At 39.0% G+C, this 16,621-nt stretch carries 25 protein-coding genes; 16 read left to right on the forward strand and 9 right to left on the reverse strand.

Going from position 1 to position 16,621, the window contains the following annotated elements; genetic code table 11:
- Positions 1 to 266 precede the first annotated feature (266 nt).
- Positions 267 to 1,142 (forward strand): hypothetical protein, encoded by an 876-nt coding sequence (locus tag WAX46_RS11535; RefSeq protein ID WP_226569098.1) that lies wholly within the window; start codon positions 267 to 269, stop codon positions 1,140 to 1,142.
- 57 nt (positions 1,143 to 1,199) lie between these two features.
- Here the strand turns inward: WAX46_RS11535 and WAX46_RS11540 are convergent, their stop codons facing one another.
- Entirely contained in the window at positions 1,200 to 1,532 is a 333-nt protein-coding gene (locus WAX46_RS11540; RefSeq protein ID WP_336494046.1) for a hypothetical protein, read from the reverse strand.
- Positions 1,533 to 1,643: 111 nt separating this feature from the next.
- Positions 1,644 to 2,186, reverse strand: coding sequence for an IseA DL-endopeptidase inhibitor family protein (locus WAX46_RS11545; RefSeq protein ID WP_226569094.1), 543 nt, complete (start codon positions 2,184 to 2,186; stop codon positions 1,644 to 1,646).
- A 291-nt stretch (positions 2,187 to 2,477) separates the two neighbouring features.
- Here WAX46_RS11545 and WAX46_RS11550 point away from each other — a divergent pair, with 291 nt between their 5' ends.
- On the forward strand, positions 2,478 to 2,927 hold the full coding sequence (locus tag WAX46_RS11550) for a hypothetical protein (RefSeq protein WP_336494047.1): 450 nt from the start codon (positions 2,478 to 2,480) through the stop codon (positions 2,925 to 2,927).
- A gap of 45 nt (positions 2,928 to 2,972) precedes the next feature.
- Here the strand turns inward: WAX46_RS11550 and lexA are convergent, their stop codons facing one another.
- Entirely contained in the window at positions 2,973 to 3,593 is a 621-nt protein-coding gene (gene lexA, locus WAX46_RS11555; RefSeq protein WP_226569090.1) for a transcriptional repressor LexA, read from the reverse strand.
- 159 nt (positions 3,594 to 3,752) lie between these two features.
- Between lexA and yneA the strand changes: the two genes are divergently transcribed.
- The 6 genes from yneA to WAX46_RS11585 all read left to right on the forward strand — a co-directional run bounded on the left by yneA (position 3,753) and on the right by WAX46_RS11585 (position 8,170).
- A complete protein-coding gene (yneA, locus tag WAX46_RS11560; RefSeq protein ID WP_336494049.1) occupies positions 3,753 to 4,064 on the forward strand; it encodes a cell division suppressor protein YneA in 312 nt (103 codons plus the stop codon).
- Between the two features lie 17 nt (positions 4,065 to 4,081).
- The gene (locus WAX46_RS11565; protein ID WP_226569085.1) at positions 4,082 to 4,729 is read left to right on the forward strand and encodes a YneB family resolvase-like protein; all 648 of its coding nucleotides are present in this window, start codon (positions 4,082 to 4,084) and stop codon (positions 4,727 to 4,729) included.
- Positions 4,730 to 4,798: 69 nt separating this feature from the next.
- A complete protein-coding gene (locus WAX46_RS11570; RefSeq protein ID WP_226569083.1) occupies positions 4,799 to 5,023 on the forward strand; it encodes a DUF896 domain-containing protein in 225 nt (74 codons plus the stop codon).
- Between the two features lie 187 nt (positions 5,024 to 5,210).
- Complete coding sequence (tkt, locus tag WAX46_RS11575; protein WP_336494051.1) at positions 5,211 to 7,214, forward strand: transketolase; 2,004 nt, start codon at positions 5,211 to 5,213, stop codon at positions 7,212 to 7,214.
- 206 nt (positions 7,215 to 7,420) lie between these two features.
- Positions 7,421 to 7,867 carry a sporulation inhibitor of replication protein SirA gene (sirA, locus tag WAX46_RS11580; RefSeq protein WP_226569131.1) on the forward strand — a complete coding sequence of 149 codons (447 nt, stop codon included), beginning with the start codon at positions 7,421 to 7,423 and terminating at the stop codon, positions 7,865 to 7,867.
- 84 nt (positions 7,868 to 7,951) lie between these two features.
- Positions 7,952 to 8,170, forward strand: coding sequence for a YneF family protein (locus WAX46_RS11585; RefSeq protein WP_003212379.1), 219 nt, complete (start codon positions 7,952 to 7,954; stop codon positions 8,168 to 8,170).
- 270 nt (positions 8,171 to 8,440) lie between these two features.
- On the opposite strand, the gene WAX46_RS11590 is transcribed toward WAX46_RS11585, so the two are convergent.
- Positions 8,441 to 8,614 (reverse strand): aspartyl-phosphate phosphatase Spo0E family protein, encoded by a 174-nt coding sequence (locus tag WAX46_RS11590; RefSeq protein WP_376776454.1) that lies wholly within the window; start codon positions 8,612 to 8,614, stop codon positions 8,441 to 8,443.
- A gap of 208 nt (positions 8,615 to 8,822) precedes the next feature.
- On the opposite strand from WAX46_RS11590, the gene WAX46_RS11595 reads away from it, so the two are divergent.
- Both WAX46_RS11595 and WAX46_RS11600 read left to right on the forward strand, forming a co-directional pair.
- A complete protein-coding gene (locus tag WAX46_RS11595; RefSeq protein WP_226569076.1) occupies positions 8,823 to 9,530 on the forward strand; it encodes a cytochrome c biogenesis protein CcdA in 708 nt (235 codons plus the stop codon).
- A 94-nt stretch (positions 9,531 to 9,624) separates the two neighbouring features.
- On the forward strand, positions 9,625 to 10,107 hold the full coding sequence (locus WAX46_RS11600; protein ID WP_226569074.1) for a CcdC family protein: 483 nt from the start codon (positions 9,625 to 9,627) through the stop codon (positions 10,105 to 10,107).
- 22 nt (positions 10,108 to 10,129) lie between these two features.
- On the opposite strand, the gene WAX46_RS11605 is transcribed toward WAX46_RS11600, so the two are convergent.
- From WAX46_RS11605 to sspO, 4 genes are all read right to left on the reverse strand, one after another.
- Positions 10,130 to 10,558, reverse strand: a complete 429-nt coding sequence (locus WAX46_RS11605; protein WP_226567887.1) for a DUF2621 domain-containing protein — start codon at positions 10,556 to 10,558, stop codon at positions 10,130 to 10,132.
- 259 nt (positions 10,559 to 10,817) lie between these two features.
- Positions 10,818 to 11,150, reverse strand: a complete 333-nt coding sequence (locus tag WAX46_RS11610; RefSeq protein WP_442895668.1) for an Hsp20/alpha crystallin family protein — start codon at positions 11,148 to 11,150, stop codon at positions 10,818 to 10,820.
- 165 nt (positions 11,151 to 11,315) lie between these two features.
- Positions 11,316 to 11,462 (reverse strand): small acid-soluble spore protein P, encoded by a 147-nt coding sequence (locus tag WAX46_RS11615; RefSeq protein WP_226567885.1) that lies wholly within the window; start codon positions 11,460 to 11,462, stop codon positions 11,316 to 11,318.
- A 16-nt stretch (positions 11,463 to 11,478) separates the two neighbouring features.
- Entirely contained in the window at positions 11,479 to 11,625 is a 147-nt protein-coding gene (gene sspO, locus WAX46_RS11620) for a small acid-soluble spore protein O (RefSeq protein WP_336494060.1), read from the reverse strand.
- Positions 11,626 to 11,845: 220 nt separating this feature from the next.
- Between sspO and acnA the strand changes: the two genes are divergently transcribed.
- From acnA to WAX46_RS11650, 6 genes are all read left to right on the forward strand, one after another.
- Positions 11,846 to 14,575 carry an aconitate hydratase AcnA gene (gene acnA / locus WAX46_RS11625; protein ID WP_336494061.1) on the forward strand — a complete coding sequence of 910 codons (2,730 nt, stop codon included), beginning with the start codon at positions 11,846 to 11,848 and terminating at the stop codon, positions 14,573 to 14,575.
- 65 nt (positions 14,576 to 14,640) lie between these two features.
- Entirely contained in the window at positions 14,641 to 15,144 is a 504-nt protein-coding gene (locus WAX46_RS11630; RefSeq protein WP_226567882.1) for a TlpA disulfide reductase family protein, read from the forward strand.
- A 71-nt stretch (positions 15,145 to 15,215) separates the two neighbouring features.
- Positions 15,216 to 15,341: an FbpB family small basic protein gene (locus WAX46_RS11635; protein WP_376776427.1), complete on the forward strand. Its 126-nt coding sequence runs from the start codon at positions 15,216 to 15,218 to the stop codon at positions 15,339 to 15,341.
- Between the two features lie 51 nt (positions 15,342 to 15,392).
- The gene (locus WAX46_RS11640; protein ID WP_008357830.1) at positions 15,393 to 15,536 is read left to right on the forward strand and encodes an acid-soluble spore protein N; all 144 of its coding nucleotides are present in this window, start codon (positions 15,393 to 15,395) and stop codon (positions 15,534 to 15,536) included.
- 15 nt (positions 15,537 to 15,551) lie between these two features.
- Entirely contained in the window at positions 15,552 to 15,794 is a 243-nt protein-coding gene (gene tlp / locus WAX46_RS11645; RefSeq protein WP_226567881.1) for a small acid-soluble spore protein Tlp, read from the forward strand.
- Between the two features lie 96 nt (positions 15,795 to 15,890).
- Positions 15,891 to 16,313 (forward strand): acyl-CoA thioesterase, encoded by a 423-nt coding sequence (locus WAX46_RS11650; RefSeq protein ID WP_336494063.1) that lies wholly within the window; start codon positions 15,891 to 15,893, stop codon positions 16,311 to 16,313.
- A gap of 122 nt (positions 16,314 to 16,435) precedes the next feature.
- Here WAX46_RS11650 and WAX46_RS11655 read toward each other — a convergent pair.
- Positions 16,436 to 16,621: IS3 family transposase (locus WAX46_RS11655; protein WP_336493384.1), on the reverse strand; the 186-nt coding region annotated here is incomplete at its 5' end.

Genomic DNA, 16,621 nt, shown 5'->3' on the forward strand with positions numbered 1-16,621 from the left:
TTTGGAGATATTCCAAACAAAAAGGGATTTCAACGGAAAGAACAGCTTGATAGTGTGAGCTATGCGGTCCGTATTTATATCGCAGGCATTAAGCAGCAAGAAGATCTGTCTCATTGACAGGTCTTTTTTATGTATCGAACCGATATTATGAAGGAGGTGGAAACATATCATAACATTTTTGACAAAAAACCAATAAAGATTTGACAGTTTTGTGAAACATGGTATGCTTATTATGTGAAATAATTCACATTGAGGAGTAGAGGCAGATGAAAAGAAAGCCTGTTTATGTGGAAACAACCATTCATGCACCTATAGAAAAAGTATGGGAGTATACGCAAAATCCAAAGCTTCATGAACAATGGGATTTGCGATTTTCGACCATTTCATTAAATGGACCTAGAGATGAACAACCCCAATCCTTTTTGTATGAGAAACATCTTGGATTCGGCATCAGCGTGACAGGGACAGGAGCGTATCGAACGAGCGTGATGGATGAGCGTAATGAAAGAGCATCCTCACTCAAATTTACATCGTCACATCCTTTGTCCTTCATTAAAGAAGGCAGAGGGTATTGGAAATACATGAAAACGAATGATCACATTGTGTTTCAGTCGCAATTTGATTATGAAACAAAGGAAGGAAAAGGGTGGAAATGGGGAGACCGGTTCTTTTTTCGGCCAATGATGGGTTTTATGACTGCCTTTAGTTTTGGCGCATTAAAGACGTGGCTTGAAAAGGGCACGCATCCCCGTTTGCTGCTTGAGAGAACACTTGCCCATTACGGAATTTGTTTGTTGTTTGCTATCGTCTGGCTATGTCAAGCGATCATTCCTTTTTCACCTTCTGCTTTTGATCATAGCACCGGATTTCGATTGTTTTATGCGCTTTTAGGCGTATCATGGCTCATTCCTAAGCTTCCAAAGAAATATGTATTTGCTTTTCAAAGTATTTTTTTTCTCATCATGCTTTGTATAGGGATTCTATCCCCAGAAACGACCCTGCATGAGCCGCTTGTGATGAGTGCATTTTTGTTCTTGTCGATTGCGGGTATGATTAATTTAAAAGATTGTGTAGATGTGTTTTCCATCAAACGAAAAAGGGGAGGTAGACACGGTCGCTCATCATCAAGTAAAAGACGATAAGCTGCATCCGAAATTAAAAGAGCGGTAGGACAGACAACAGATAAATCCTTTGGAGAGTCAAATTAGTTGGATGCTGCCATTTGCCTTAGTTGGACTTTTAGGATGATCATAAAGTTGGTGGAGAGAGCGCATTTCAAAATTAAATGAGTGGAAACACACCTTATTTTGGACAGCATGGCTCATGCTTGCACCTCCAATTGCTGTACTGAGTGGCATAGGACCTAAAAAGATGATTGAGATATTTGCGGAAAATAAAGGAATGTCTACATATTTACTTCCATCAGCAATCGCAGTGACCTTTTGATAAGCATATGAAGTATGCAGCCTTCTAACTCCATTCGAATGGCCTCTACCTTTTATGTTGATGGGGTAACTAACTCTTTTTTTCATACAAAAACACCTCCAAATTGGTTTCAGGTATGCTATACCCGATGTTCAACTTAAAGGTGTTTTTATTTGTCTCACTTTATGGAGTCAGTCCCCACAGGCTTGGTTTTTTAATTAGATCACAGCGTCAATTTTAGTTACTTTCCAATTCTTTTGTACTTTCTCATAAGTTACAGTTCGTTTTACTTTGCGTCCATCAAGCGTTGGGACTGTGAACTCATATGTGTATATTGTATTTTTCTTAGAGACGAGTTTAGGTGATGCTTTTTCCCAATTGAGCATGTTGTCTCCGTCACCAACTGGTACAGCCATTTTGCCTTTATGAACAATGAATTGATAGTCTTTTAAACCATGAGTGATCGCATCTTTTGTGAAAACTTGAGATAGGTAGCTGTTTAGTTTTTTCTTTGTATCAAATGTTTTTGAAAGATAGTTGTAAGTCATGTCTTTATAAGTAAATGATTTTAATTTGTAATCTGAATGTTCATTAATTTTGTAGCCTGACATAGCACTCCAAAAGTGTTCTCTTGCATCAAGGGCAATATGTAACGCTTCTTTATTTGTCAAAGTGGAGGATTTTTTGGAAGCGGCCAGTGTCGTTGTTTGTAAAGAGATCATAAGCATAATAGTAGTTAATAAAACAAATAATTTTTTCAAGGCAATTGCCTCCTTTTCTAAATGAAAACTTCTTATGTTACAAATGTTACAATAATTACAGCAGGATTACAAGAGTTAAATCTAAATGTTTTTTATTTCTTTTCTTTCTGTCTATATAACGTTTGAGGGAGACAAAAAGTTTTCATTTTTTATTTTTTTTCCTCATTATTATTTAACCGTTCTATAGGAGAACAAAACGTCTTTTGAAAAATTTCTATTTGAAGACTCAACACTCTTTTTTAATTATTGAATATACTGTCGTGATGAATGTCTAAGAAAGTGGTGTTTAGTATGTATTATCCATATGAAGGTATGTGGAATGGGTACTCATACGATAGGCAGGTACAAAGCTTGCCGTCGCTTCCTATTCCTCAGGTTGGAGGATTTTCTGGCTTACCAATGGGAGGGGGAGCGACTGGGCCAAGGCAAGGTTCAGGCGCACAATCAGCCCCGCCCGCTCCGCCGCAGCATATTATATCCCAGTATCAGCAAGCAGTCTCTCAGCCTCAAAGTATGCTGCCACTTATTTCAGGGCAAAGTGTCAGTGGAGGTCAACAAACTGTTCAATTTGCAGCCGGGTGTAATAGACGATGGACCATTGTGTTCCTTAGAAACGGTCAAGTATTTCTAATGTATGTAATTTCATCACAGCCTTTTGGCCGTACAACGGGCTTTATATGGCCGTATTTTACATTTGGTTCCTTCCCAAGCTCAAGTATTCTTGCTTATTCTTGCTCATAAAAAAAAGCCGGTTCTCATCAGCAGTTGATGAAATACCGGCTTTTTTTAATGAATATTTCTAAATACACCAATTACTTTACCTAGTATACTTACATTCTGTAAAATAATCGATTCCATTGATGGGTTCTCTGGCTGTAATCTAAAGTGCGTATCTTCTTTATAAAAACGTTTCACTGTTGCTTCATCTTCCTCTGTCATAGCGACCACAATATCCCCATTGTTGGCGGTGCTTTGCTGACGCACAATGACATAGTCCTTGTCCAATATTCCTGCATCAATCATACTTTCTCCCATAATTTCAAGCATAAATACTTGTTCATCTGGCGCTGCAAAAGTTTCTGGAAGAGGGAAGTATTCTTCTACATTCTCAACAGCCGTGATAGGTAAACCCGCTGTGACTTTTCCAATGACTGGAACATTCATTACAGCATTCTTTGAAATATTCATTTCCTCTTCATCTAGTACTTCGATGGCTCTAGGCTTCGTCGGGTCTCTTCTGATTAAGCCCTTTGTTTCTAGTCTAGCTAAATGTCCATGGACGGTTGAACTAGATGCTAGACCGACAGCTTCACCAATTTCACGAACGGATGGGGGATAACCCTTGCTTTTTACTTCTTCTTTGATGAATTTCAGGATATCGAGTTGTCTTTTTGATAGCTTCGTCATCTTTTGCACCTCAAAACGTCAATTTTAAAGAAATTATAGCATGTTTTTCCTAACAGTACAAACATAGGTTCGAAAAAAGGTTTTGACAGAAACATCTGTTCGCATTTATAATAAGTGACAGGAAGAGCGAACGTATATTCTATTAGGAGAGATGATATTATGAGGTTAAAAGAATCGATTATTTTTATTGCACTATTCTCATTCATCGTTGGCATATTTCTTTCACTTATTGCAGCCACAAGCCATAATAATCCAAATCAATATGTTAAAATAGAGGTTCAATCAGGTGATACTCTTTGGGGGTTAGCTGATCAAGTAAACGATAGCAAATCAATCGATAAAAATGCGTTTATTGACTGGGTAACCGAACACAATGATCTTGCTTCAACTGAAATCCAGCCTGGAGACATCCTTGTGATACCTGTCAAAAAAGAGCATCCAGTCGTATATCAACTTGCAACAGTCCGGTAGAAAGGTTGATTAAAAACATGAACGCAATAATTTATGCGAGAGTGAGTACTGTCAAAGAAGAGCAGGAAACCTCACTGAAAAGACAAGAAGAAGAACTTCGAGCTTTAGCTGCTTTGTACAAGATGAATGTGGTCAAAGTCGTGAAAGAGAAAGCAAGTGGATACGAACTAGATCGTGATGGTGTTTTTGAGATGCTTGCTACGATGAAAGAAGAGTCAATAGATGCTGTTCTTATTCAAGATGAGACACGCCTTGGAAGAGGGCAAGCAAAAATTGGGCTTCTTCATTGTCTTTTTAAAGAGAAAGTAAAAGTGTATAGCGTTTTTCATAGAGGAGAGCTTGAGCTTTCAGAAGCTGATGAAATGGTCATTGAAATTGTAGGAATTGTAGAAGAGTATCAACGAAAAATTCATAACCTGAAAATAAAGCGGGGAATGAAAAAAGCTGTTGAGCGCGGGTATCAGCCTGAGCTGAATTTAAAACACCAGGATCAGGCGCCTGGTCGTGAGCGTATTGAAGTACCGATTTCAGAAATTGTTCGCTTAAGAAAAAACAACATGACGTTCGCCGAAATTGCAGAGACGCTTCAGGCACTTGGCTTTGACATCTCAAAGGCAACAGTGCATAGAAGGTATCAGGAATACGAAAAAGGTCTTTCTTCTTAAAGTGTGATTTGTTGTAAAAGTGAATGATATTTAGTAGTATGTAGAGAAAATGTTTTAAAGGAGTTTGTCATGATTTCTAAAGAACAGCTTGCAAGAATAAATGAGCTTTCAAAAAAGTCAAAAGAGAACGGTTTATCGGACGCAGAAAAAACAGAACAGAAGCATTTAAGAGAAGAATATTTAAAAGCTTTTCGTTCTTCTATGAAAAATACACTCAAAACCGTGAAAATCGTCGATCCTGAAGGAAACGATGTCACACCAGAAAAATTAAAAAGAGACCAGAATCTTCATTAAGGTCATGATTTCTTAATTTTTGAAAAGATGGGAAGAATATTCTCATCTCTTTTCATATTTGCATAAGTTTTTTGGTGATCGATAAACTAAATGAGACAAAATCCTTCTTTTTCAGCGTGAAATAGTTGTGAAAAAAGGACAGTAGATTTATGATAATGGTGTACACAAGATACGGAAGGGGATTTATATGGAAACGATTGAATTGAAATCTATAGCAACAATACGAACTCTCTCCATAGATGCAATTGAAAAAGCGAATTCCGGTCACCCTGGAATGCCAATGGGTGCTGCACCAATGGCTTATGCTTTATGGACGAATCACTTAAACGTAAGTCCGCAAAACCCAAATTGGTTTAACAGAGACCGTTTTGTTTTATCAGCGGGACATGGTTCTATGCTTTTATACAGCATGCTTCATTTAAGCGGATACAACCTTAGCATCGAAGATCTAAAACAATTCCGCCAATGGGGAAGCAAAACACCTGGACACCCAGAATTTGGACATACAGAAGGTGTAGATGCCACAACAGGTCCATTAGGACAAGGGATTGCCATGGCTGTAGGAATGGCACTTGCAGAAAGATATCTTGCAGAAACATATAATAAAGACAACTTTAACGTTGTGGATCACTATACATACAGCATTTGCGGAGATGGAGACTTAATGGAGGGAATTTCCTCTGAAGCTGCGTCACTTGCTGGTCATTTAGGCTTAGGCCGTTTAATTGTTCTTTATGATTCAAACGACATTTCTTTAGATGGCGATCTAGATCATTCATTCTCTGAAAATGTGAAAAATCGTTTTGAAGCCATGAATTGGGAAGTTCTTTACGTAAAAGACGGCAACAACATCGAAGAAGTGACTGCTGCGATTGAAAAAGCCAAAAAAAGCACGGACAAACCTACACTCATCGAAGTGAAAACGACCATCGGTTTTGGATCGCCAAACCGTGCTGGAACGTCTGGTGTGCATGGTGCACCGCTTGGCAGCGAGGAAGCAAAGCTGACGAAGGAAGCCTATTCTTGGACGTTTGAAGAGGATTTCCATGTACCTTCTGAAGTGTACGATCATTTCAAAACAGCAGTAAAAGACGCTGGTCAGAAAAAAGAAGCAGCGTGGAATGAGCTGTTTGAGCAATATGAAAAAGAATATCCAGAGCTAGCAGCTCAGCTGAAGATTGCGATTGAAGGAAACCTTCCAGAGAATTGGGATCAAGAGGTTCCGGTTTATGAAGCAGGATCAAGCCTTGCCTCTCGCGCTTCTTCTGGAGAAGTATTAAATGGCATTGCCAAGCAAGTCCCTTTCTTTATTGGTGGGTCTGCTGACCTTGCTGGATCAAATAAAACAACGATTAAGCATACAGATGACTTTGGCAGAGAGAATTATGCTGGCAAAAACATTTGGTTTGGTGTTAGAGAATTCGCAATGGGTGCTGCATTAAACGGTATGGCACTTCACGGCGGTCTCCGTGTATTCGGCGGAACGTTCTTTGTTTTCTCAGATTACCTAAGACCTGCTATTCGTCTTGCAGCATTAATGGGACTTCCAGTCACTTATGTCTTTACTCATGATAGTATTGCGGTGGGAGAAGATGGGCCAACGCATGAGCCGGTTGAACATCTTGCTTCATTACGTGCGATGCCTAACCTTTCTGTCATTCGTCCAGCAGATGGAAACGAAACAGCTGCAGCGTGGAAGCTTGCTGTATCGTCAACAGATAAACCGACAGTGCTAGTACTCACTCGTCAAAACCTTCCAACGATTGACCAAGCACCAGATAAGGCATATGAGGGAGTAGAAAAGGGTGGATACGTAGTCGTTGAAGCAGCTGATGCAAAGCCAGAAGCACTTTTACTCGCTTCAGGATCTGAAGTAGGATTAGCGATTGAAGCGCAAAAGGCACTTGAAAAAGAAGGCATCCGCGTCTCTGTTGTGAGTCTTCCTGCATGGGATCGCTTCGAAGAGCAATCAGACGAATACAAAGAGTCAGTCCTTCCTAAAGCAGTGAGAGCACGTATTGCGATTGAAATGGGTGCATCACTTGGCTGGGAGCGATACACTGGTCTTGACGGTGACGTGATTGCGATTGATAAATTTGGTGCTTCTGCACCAGGTGAAACCATCATAGAGAAATACGGATTTACTGTCAGCAACGTGGTTAGCCGTGTGAAAGCGAAGCTTAATAAATAATTCGATCTCTAAGCATCATGCTTTTTTGCAATCGGTTTGCAGAGCATTTCCATACGCTCTGCAAACCTTTTTCTTTTTTTCTTGTTTTTTTGACAAAACTAGTTTCTTCTTGCTTCATATATAGACAATTCTTTCTTTCACATTTTTGTATAATACAAGCAATAAACGAGTTTGACGAAATGTGAAAGGAAGGGATAGACATGGAACTGGAACGCCATTATTATATTTATTGGATTGAGGATGAATTTGCTCATCATTATTTTGGTAGAGAATCTATTTTGTTTCATTTGTTTGAATCGTTACACTGGACGAACCGCAGTGATGACGAGTTAGTCATGCTTGTTAAGCAAGTGGATTACGTAACGAAGCGAATTCCTGCTTTTCATATGCACCAGCGTTTAATGAACAATTTAACCAATATTCACTATACACAAATAGGCTCGATTTACAGCGCTTCGTTACCAGGTGGAAAAGGAACTGCTGCATTCATTATCAAAGACCGTTATATTCAAATGTCTGCCACAGGTAGTTATGAGGCGGAAGCGGTGTTTTTTGAAGTGCTGAGAAAAATTAGTCCTTGTTTCCTGGCCATGGACTTTGGATCAAAAAAGTACGGGTGGATCAATCCGGTAAAAGTGAGGAATTTTGTTTAAAAAAATAAAATTGAACGTGAAATGTTGTATAATAGCCTTTTGTTTAGTACACTTTATACGAGACAACATGAAGGAGGAAGAATTATGGATTTATGGGTTGTCATCCTTGTAGGCGTTGTTGCACTGCTTGCAGGAGTTGCACTCGGATTCTTTATTGCTCGTAAGTATATGATGAGCTACTTGAAAAAGAATCCACCAATTAATGAACAAATGCTTCGAATGATGATGATGCAAATGGGCATGAAACCGTCCCAAAAGAAAATCAATCAAATGATGAAAGCCATGAACAACCAAGCGAAATAATACGTACGATATTATGATCATAGATGGAACATGGTCATAAAGAATGGACAAGCTATGTCTTTTCTTTATTGAAGTCACCTTCATCAGACGCTTAAAACCACTGTACTTGCATGAATGAAGCAGGGAAGGTGGTTTTTATTATTGCGTCAAGCATCATCTGAAAGACAAAAAACAAAAAAATTCCTGTGATCAGAGGTTTTTGTTTCGTTTATTGTCACACATATCAACTTTTTAAAAATCATGTGGCCTGGTTTATATCATGAGCTATGATTAGTTGGCTGAGTTTGAGTGTAAGTGTCGTTGATATTGTAAGAGGAGATGATCTAGCTGCTGGCTATGTTCGATAGTCACTGTTGAAGTCATCCCATTATGCAAGACAATTTTCATCAGCTCTTCTCTTTTTTCTTCGATTTGAGTTAATAATGATGTTTTTACCAAAGTCATGTTCCTTTCATGCAAATCTTGATAAAAAGAATCGGTTCTATTATATCCATTTTAAGGTTTATTTTCAAATTTAAAGGATTCGTTATCTTGATGTCAAATTAAATTATATAAGGTTTTAAGAGAATAGACCATCTTTATTGAGAGGATGTAAAAAAAATGAAATGATTTTGTCATCTCTTATTGTATATTGTAAGAAGGGGGTGTTCTTTTGTCAGATTTGAATTACTTTTTAGCTTTTGGAGCAGGATTTCTTTCTTTTATCTCACCGTGCTGTCTGCCGCTTTATCCAGCCTTTTTATCTTATATTACAGGCGTTAGTATAGATGAAGTGAAATCTGAGAAGGTGATGCTGAGAAGAAGAAGTCTGCTTCATACATTATTCTTTTTAGTTGGGTTCTCTATTATATTTATTGCGATTGGCTTTGGGACATCGTTCGTTGGTTTGTTTTTTATTGAATATCATCAAGCGATTCGTCAAATTGGCGCCATTCTCATTATTTTTTTTGGTTTTATGATTCTTGGTATATTTCAGCCTTCTTTTCTGATGGGAGAAAAGAGGATGCAGTTCAAAAATCGTCCTGCTGGTTTTTTTGGATCGATTCTCATCGGAATGGGCTTTGCTGCTGGATGGACTCCTTGTACCGGCCCGATTTTATCCGCAGTTATCACACTTGCGGGTAACAACCCCGAGTCCGCTGTGACGTATATGATTGCGTATGTATTAGGTTTTGCTATTCCGTTTTTTGTTCTTTCCTTTTTCATCACAAAAATGGCGTGGATTAGAAATCGTCAGCAGCTCATCATGAGAATTGGCGGGACCATTATGATTGTGGTAGGGATTTTGCTGTTCTTTGATCTTCTTACATGGATTATCATTATGTTCTCATCATTATTTGGTGGATTTACAGGCTTTTAAAATCGTTTTCTACAGTCGCGGCGAATGGTTTTTTTTCGCCAATTGGAGTATATTATACATAGGCTGACCTTAAATAATAAAGGAATGATTTGATATGATGATCGTAATCTCTTCTATAGTTGCGGTATGTATGGCGGTAGCCGTCATGTTTATTCGCATTAAATCATCTGCAAAACCTGCAACTGCGAAAAAAATTATTTTACCTCCAATTTTCATGAGCACTGGTGCACTGATGTTTTTTGTTCCAATGTTTCAGGTAACTGGAGCTGAATTTCTTGAGGCGATCACAGTAGGGATGTTTTTCTCGATTTTTTTGATTAAAACATCGAAATTTGAAATTAGAGGCAATGAAATTTACTTAAAGCGGTCAAAAGCATTTGTGTTTATTCTCATTGGGCTTCTTGTCCTTCGTATTGGAATGAAGACTATACTGAGTTCTTCCATTGATTATGGCGCGTTAAGCGGGATGTTTTGGATCCTAGCCTTTGGTATGATCGTGCCTTGGCGGGTCGCTATGTATTTGTCGTTTAGAAAGTTGTCTAAGCAATTAGACCCGCAGCAGGTTCACATGAATTAAACCTCCTTTTTTAAAAAGGAGGTTATTTTAATAACGATTCGTATGGCGTGTGATCGATGTTTTTTTCTTGCAGACGCTTGAGTAAAAACTTATGATCTCGTTTCGGGGTAGCGATAATATACCCGCGAATGATTAAATCCAAATTAATGCTGGCAGCCTGCTCTTTTAATGCCAGCTCTCCAATTTTACCGGCAATTTTTTCTTTGGCGACATCTCTAAAGAGCTCTGGAACAGGTAATACTAGCTCGTTTAAAAGCTGCTTGTCCTCGTCCCGCCAAAGGTGAAGGCTCTTTTGAATATATTCATCCTGCCAATCAAGCTCTGATTTCCCATCTTCTTTTGGCAATCGTTTTAAAAATTTGCGAAACATAAAAAAGCCACCGATCGCTAGTAATCCGATCATTACAGTACCCCAAAATAAAATGAACAACAAAAACCAGCCGCTTAACATGTTCTCACTCCTTACCCCTTATTTCTCTATCCTATTTTACATGAAGAGATGATAGAAGAAAATAACAAAAATGTATGTATATTTGCTCTATAAGTGCATCTTTTTCATTGATAGCCACCCATTTACTAGAATGACCCAAACCATTTAGTAGGAAAAGAATACATTATCGTATAGCGATTCTACTATTTGGCCATGGTGGTTCGCAAAAGGTATTGACTTGAAACGAACGGAAGAGAGCCCACCGAGTGAAGGTAGGCTCTTAATCTTTGAAGGAGGGCATTTGAAAGGAAAATGCACCGTCTCGACGATGAGAATGTTTTTTTATTTTTATCGAGATCATTTGGTTTTCGTAATTTGTGTCAATGTCTTTGTCATTCAAATAAAAAGGGAGCATGACACTTTTTTCAAATGACTGTTCCCCATCATTTGGCTGAGTGACCGTATATGCGAAGATGAGTTCATAGCCAGCAAAGGTCAGCTTTAAATCAGTGATCGACAAGCCGGATATATCCATTTCGATAATATAATCACGGCTTGTTTCATAAAGATCAATTGGGAGGTGTTCTTCATACCATGCAAATGGATCATCCATTAACACATTGAGCCAGGTCATCTATTTCAAGAAAATCAGAGGAATTCTTGCTTTTCATTCTCCATAAACACTCCTCCATTACATCTCATATTAAATCATATGATGAAAACTGAAATGTGTGAGGCCTAAAACATCCCGTTTGAACACGGGATGAGTAGGGAATGTTTACATATCATGGTGTGAATTGTGCTTCTGCCTTGTGTGGTTGCGGTTTTTCACTTTCTTACTGCCTGATAATGCCTCAGGTTGCCCGCTATGATGCTCTTTAGGAGAGTGTTGACGGATGTCTTTCCCTGTGTTTTTATTCGTCATGAGTCTTGCTCCTTTCTTATTGGTTATTTTTGCGCTTTTTATTGTTTTGCCTTTGTTCTTCAGTTAAAACGTGCTGATCATTTTCTATATATCCTGCATCTTTTCCTTGGCTTTTGGCTGCGTTCATGCCGTTAATGACATGATTTACTTTTCGTTTTGTCATGTTCTATCACCTCATTTGTAGTATGATCCCGCACCACTTAGTTTATGAAAAGGAATCATTTCCTATTGATAATCTAGACTTATTGAATTTAATAAAAGCATTGTTATTTACTTATGTAAGAAATTGTTTTAAGATGAAATTGTGAGAAAATTGTGGTGAAACACGACGATTTTTCTGAGAATTGAAATTGATCTTGATCATCAAAAGGGGGATTTTGGACATGTCGAAACAGCAGCAAGTCGCTAAACAAGACGCTTTTCAATCTAGAAAAACGTTTTCGACAAATGGAAAAACATATCACTATTATTCGCTAGAAGCACTTGAAAAACAAGGGATCGGAAATGTTTCTAAATTGCCTTATTCTATTAAGGTACTGTTAGAATCAGTGCTTCGTCAAGTAGACGGTAGAGTGATCAAAAAGGAACACGTTGAGAACTTGGCGAAATGGGGAACTGCCGAGGTTAAAGAGATTGATGTTCCATTTAAACCATCTCGTGTTATTTTACAAGACTTTACGGGTGTACCAGCCGTCGTTGACCTTGCTTCTTTAAGAAAAGCAATGGCAGATGTCGGTGGAGATCCGGATAAAATCAATCCTGAAATTCCAGTTGACCTTGTGATTGACCACTCTGTTCAAGTTGACAAAGCTGGAACTGAAGACGCACTAAACATTAACATGGATTTAGAGTTTGAACGTAACGCAGAGCGTTATAACTTTCTTAGCTGGGCCAAGAAAGCGTTTAACAACTATCAAGCGGTTCCGCCTGCGACAGGGATTGTTCACCAAGTGAACTTAGAGTATCTTGCAAGTGTTGTTCATGCAATTGAAGAAGGTGGTGAGATCATCACTTACCCAGATACGCTAGTTGGTACTGACTCTCATACTACAATGATTAATGGAATTGGTGTTCTTGGATGGGGAGTTGGCGGTATTGAAGCGGAAGCTGGTATGCTTGGTCAGCCTTCTTACTTCCCAGTGCCAGAAGTCATTGGTGCCAAGTTAGTTGGGGAGCTTCCAAACGGAACGACTGCAACTGACCTGGCATTAAAAGTCACACAGGTATTACGTGAAAAAGGCGTTGTCAATAAGTTCGTTGAATTCTTCGGACCAGGCGTTGCACAGCTGCCATTAGCTGACCGTGCAACCATTGCCAATATGGCTCCTGAATACGGTGCTACTTGCGGATTCTTCCCAGTAGATGCGGAAGCTCTTGCATATCTTCGCCTAACTGGCCGTGATGAAGAACAAATTAATATCGTTGAAGAATATTCTCGCGCAAATGGTTTATTCTATACCCCAGATGCTGAGGAACCAATTTTTACTGAGGTTGTGGAAATTGATCTTTCTAAAATTGAGTCAAACTTGTCTGGTCCAAAACGTCCACAAGATTTGATTTCACTTTCTGAAATGAAAGAAACGTTCCATAAACACCTTGAAAGCCCAGCAGGGAACCAAGGATTCGGTTTAGATAAATCTGAGCGGGATAAACAAATAGAATTTAATCTTCAGAACGGTGAAAAAGCTGTCATGAAGACAGGTGCAATTGCGATTGCAGCGATTACGAGCTGTACAAATACATCTAACCCTTACGTCTTGATCGGGGCAGGTCTTGTCGCAAAGAAAGCAAGTGAGCTTGGTATGAAGGTACCAAACTATGTGAAAACGTCACTAGCGCCAGGTTCTAAGGTTGTAACAGGATACCTTGTGAAATCAGGACTTCTTCCATACCTAAGGGATCTTGGATTTAACATTGTCGGGTATGGCTGTACAACATGTATCGGAAACTCAGGACCGCTTGCAAAAGAAATCGAAGAAGCTGTCTCTGAAAATGATCTGCTGATTACTTCAGTTTTATCAGGTAACCGTAACTTTGAAGGTCGTATCCATCCTCTTGTTAAAGGGAACTACCTTGCATCTCCACCATTAGTTGTAGCGTATGCACTTGCTGGAACAGTTGATATTGACTTAACAAAAGACCCTATCGGTGTTGATAAAAATGGTGAAAACGTTTATTTCAATGACATTTGGCCATCAATGGACGAAATCAACAGTGTCGTTAAAACCACTGTCACACCTGAGTTATTCCGTTCAGAGTATGAAACTGTCTTTGACAGCAATGACCGCTGGAATGAAATTAAAACGACGGATGATGCATTGTATAAATGGGATGAAGATTCAACATACATTGCGAACCCGCCATTCTTTGAAAACCTATCAGTTGAACCTGGTAAAGTTGAACCACTTAAAGGCCTGCGCATAGTTGCGAAGTTCGGTGATTCAGTCACAACTGACCATATTTCTCCTGCTGGAGCAATTGGTAAGGACACACCTGCAGGTAAATATTTGCAAGAAAGAGGCGTGTCGCCTAGAGACTTTAACTCATATGGATCTCGCCGTGGTAACCACCATGTCATGATGAGAGGTACATTTGCAAACATCCGTATTAAGAACCAGATTGCACCAGGAACAGAAGGCGGATATACAACTTATTGGCCAACTGGTGAAGTCACATCCATTTATGATGCATGCATGCGTTATAAAGAGGATGGAACGGGTCTTGCCATTTTAGCAGGTAAAGACTACGGAATGGGATCTTCACGTGACTGGGCTGCAAAAGGAACAAACCTTCTTGGCATTAAATTTGTTCTAGCTGAAAGCTTTGAGCGAATCCACAGAAGTAACCTTGTATTCATGGGTGTACTTCCTTTGCAGTTTAAAGACGGGGAAAGTGCTGAGACTTATGGACTCACAGGAACAGAAACATTTGAAGTGGTTGTTGACGAAACAGTTCGTCCGCGTGATCTAGTCACTGTAAAAGCAATTGATACAGATGGCAATGAGAAAACATTTGAAGTGGTTGTTCGCTTTGATAGTGAAGTCGAAATTGACTACTATCGTCATGGCGGTATCCTTCAAATGGTACTGCGAGAAAAATTGTCAAACAACTAATAAAGCGAAGAAGAGATGGCGCCTCAAAGCTTTCTCTTCTTTTTTAAAATAGTGGAGGATCAATCATGTGGAAAAAAGTAATGGCAAGCGCTGTTTTACTTGTGTTGATTGGTTTACTTGCGTGGAATTTATTCGGGCCAAATGAGCCTGCCATCGGTCTTGAAAAAGGAGATCAAGCCCCTGATTTTGAACTTAAAACACTTGATGGCAAGACCGTATCGTTATCTGATTATCAAGGAAAAAAGGTGCTCATCAATTTTTGGGCGACATGGTGTAAGCCGTGCCGAACGGAAATGCCGGATTTAGATGCAATCAGAAGCGGGAATAATCAAGTTGAAGTACTTGCGGTAAATTTGACCACCACTGAAAAGAGTGTGGATCACGTCGCAGCATTTATTGATGAACTAAAGGTGAGTTTTCCTGTGTTATTGGACCAAAAAGGCATTCAAGCGAGGTATCAGGTGCTTTCATATCCAACTACATACATTTTAGATGAAAAAGGGCGAATCATGTCTGTGAAGCATCAAATGCTGACAAAAAAAGAGATTGCAAAAGAGCTGGATCTATAATGATTCAGCTCTTTTGCTTATTTTCTAAATTTTTTGGAAAAAATGTAATAAACATATTGGAGGTGACTGAATTGAGAAGAAGGAAACGCCGTATATACGAAGAGCTTGTACTTGAAAATAAAAAAGAATTATTAAGTAATGAGGAATTTTTAAACCAGCTTGAAGAAAAGTTGGAAGAGCGTTTTAGACAGAAATAAGTTATGATTTGTCCGTTTTCGTTCATCCTAAAGAGGAGGGAGGGATGAATGATGGGTAGAGAGCATGATAAACAAGCGCAATTTACACCGGACCATTTAGGGACAAAACCTGTAGCATACAAACGGAATAAGGGTAAGAAAATGCATAATAAATCAAATGAACAGCCTGATGTGATACAGACGAAGGGCGAATAAGAGGAGGTAAGCATGATGAGCCACAAATCATATCAATCCAATCCAGATGATCGTTCTGATAATGTTGAAAAGCTGCAAGATATGATTGAGAACACGCTAGAAAATATCGATGAATCAGAAGCAGCGATGGCTCTTTTAACAGAAGAAGAAAAGCAGATGATCAAGCAAAAAAATGAAAACCGCAGAACGAGTATTGACGTTATGCGTTCTGAAATAAAGGACGAAGAAGCGGCAAGAAAGAATGGATATACCAAATAAACCAGGGATTCCTGGTTTATTTTATTGGCTCTTTTTAGGTTTGGAATGTGGTAAAATGACAGAGACCTTAGGTTTTGATAGGAGAGCGATGAAAACGTGTATGTATCCAAAAAAGAAATAGAAGTCCGTTATGCAGAAACAGATCAAATGGGCATCGTGTATCATGCCAATTATTTAATCTGGATGGAGGTTGGCAGAACAGCGTTGATTAAAGAGCTGGGATTTTCCTATGCACAGCTAGAAGCAGACGGTGTCCTTGCACCTGTTGTAGATCTTCAGGTTCAATATAAAAAACCACTGCTGTACGGTGAATCCGCTACAGTTCATACATGGATTGAAGAGTATAATGGCGTGAAAACAGTGTATGGCTATGAAATTCAAAAGCCTGATGGACAAACAGTTATCACAGGAACCACCTCACATATTTGTGTAGACAAAGACACCTTTAGACCTATTCAATTTAGAAAAGCTTTTCCTGCCTGGCACAAAGTATACGAACAGTCGAAGAAGCAGGTTTGATTCATGGTATTTGTATCAAAAGAAACGATTTGAACCATTCGGAAATAAGGACTATATATCGATGGATAAAACAAAAAAGATACCCGAGTGAAGTGACCCCCTTAAGTTAGACACGGTATTTATTAGACAGCTTTCGAGGCATGAGTTCGATATTGTATCGGACTCATGCCTTTTAGTTTCGTCTTTATACGTGTGTGATTGTAGTAATCAATATATTGTTCAAGTTCTTGCTTGAAGTGTTCGATGTCCTCAAATTCTTTTAGGTATAGAAATTCAGACTTTAAGATACCGAAGAAGTTCTCGATAAC

The organism is Bacillus sp. FJAT-53060 (genome assembly GCF_037104745.1).
GTDB lineage: Bacteria > Bacillota > Bacilli > Bacillales > Bacillaceae > Bacillus > Bacillus stratosphericus_B.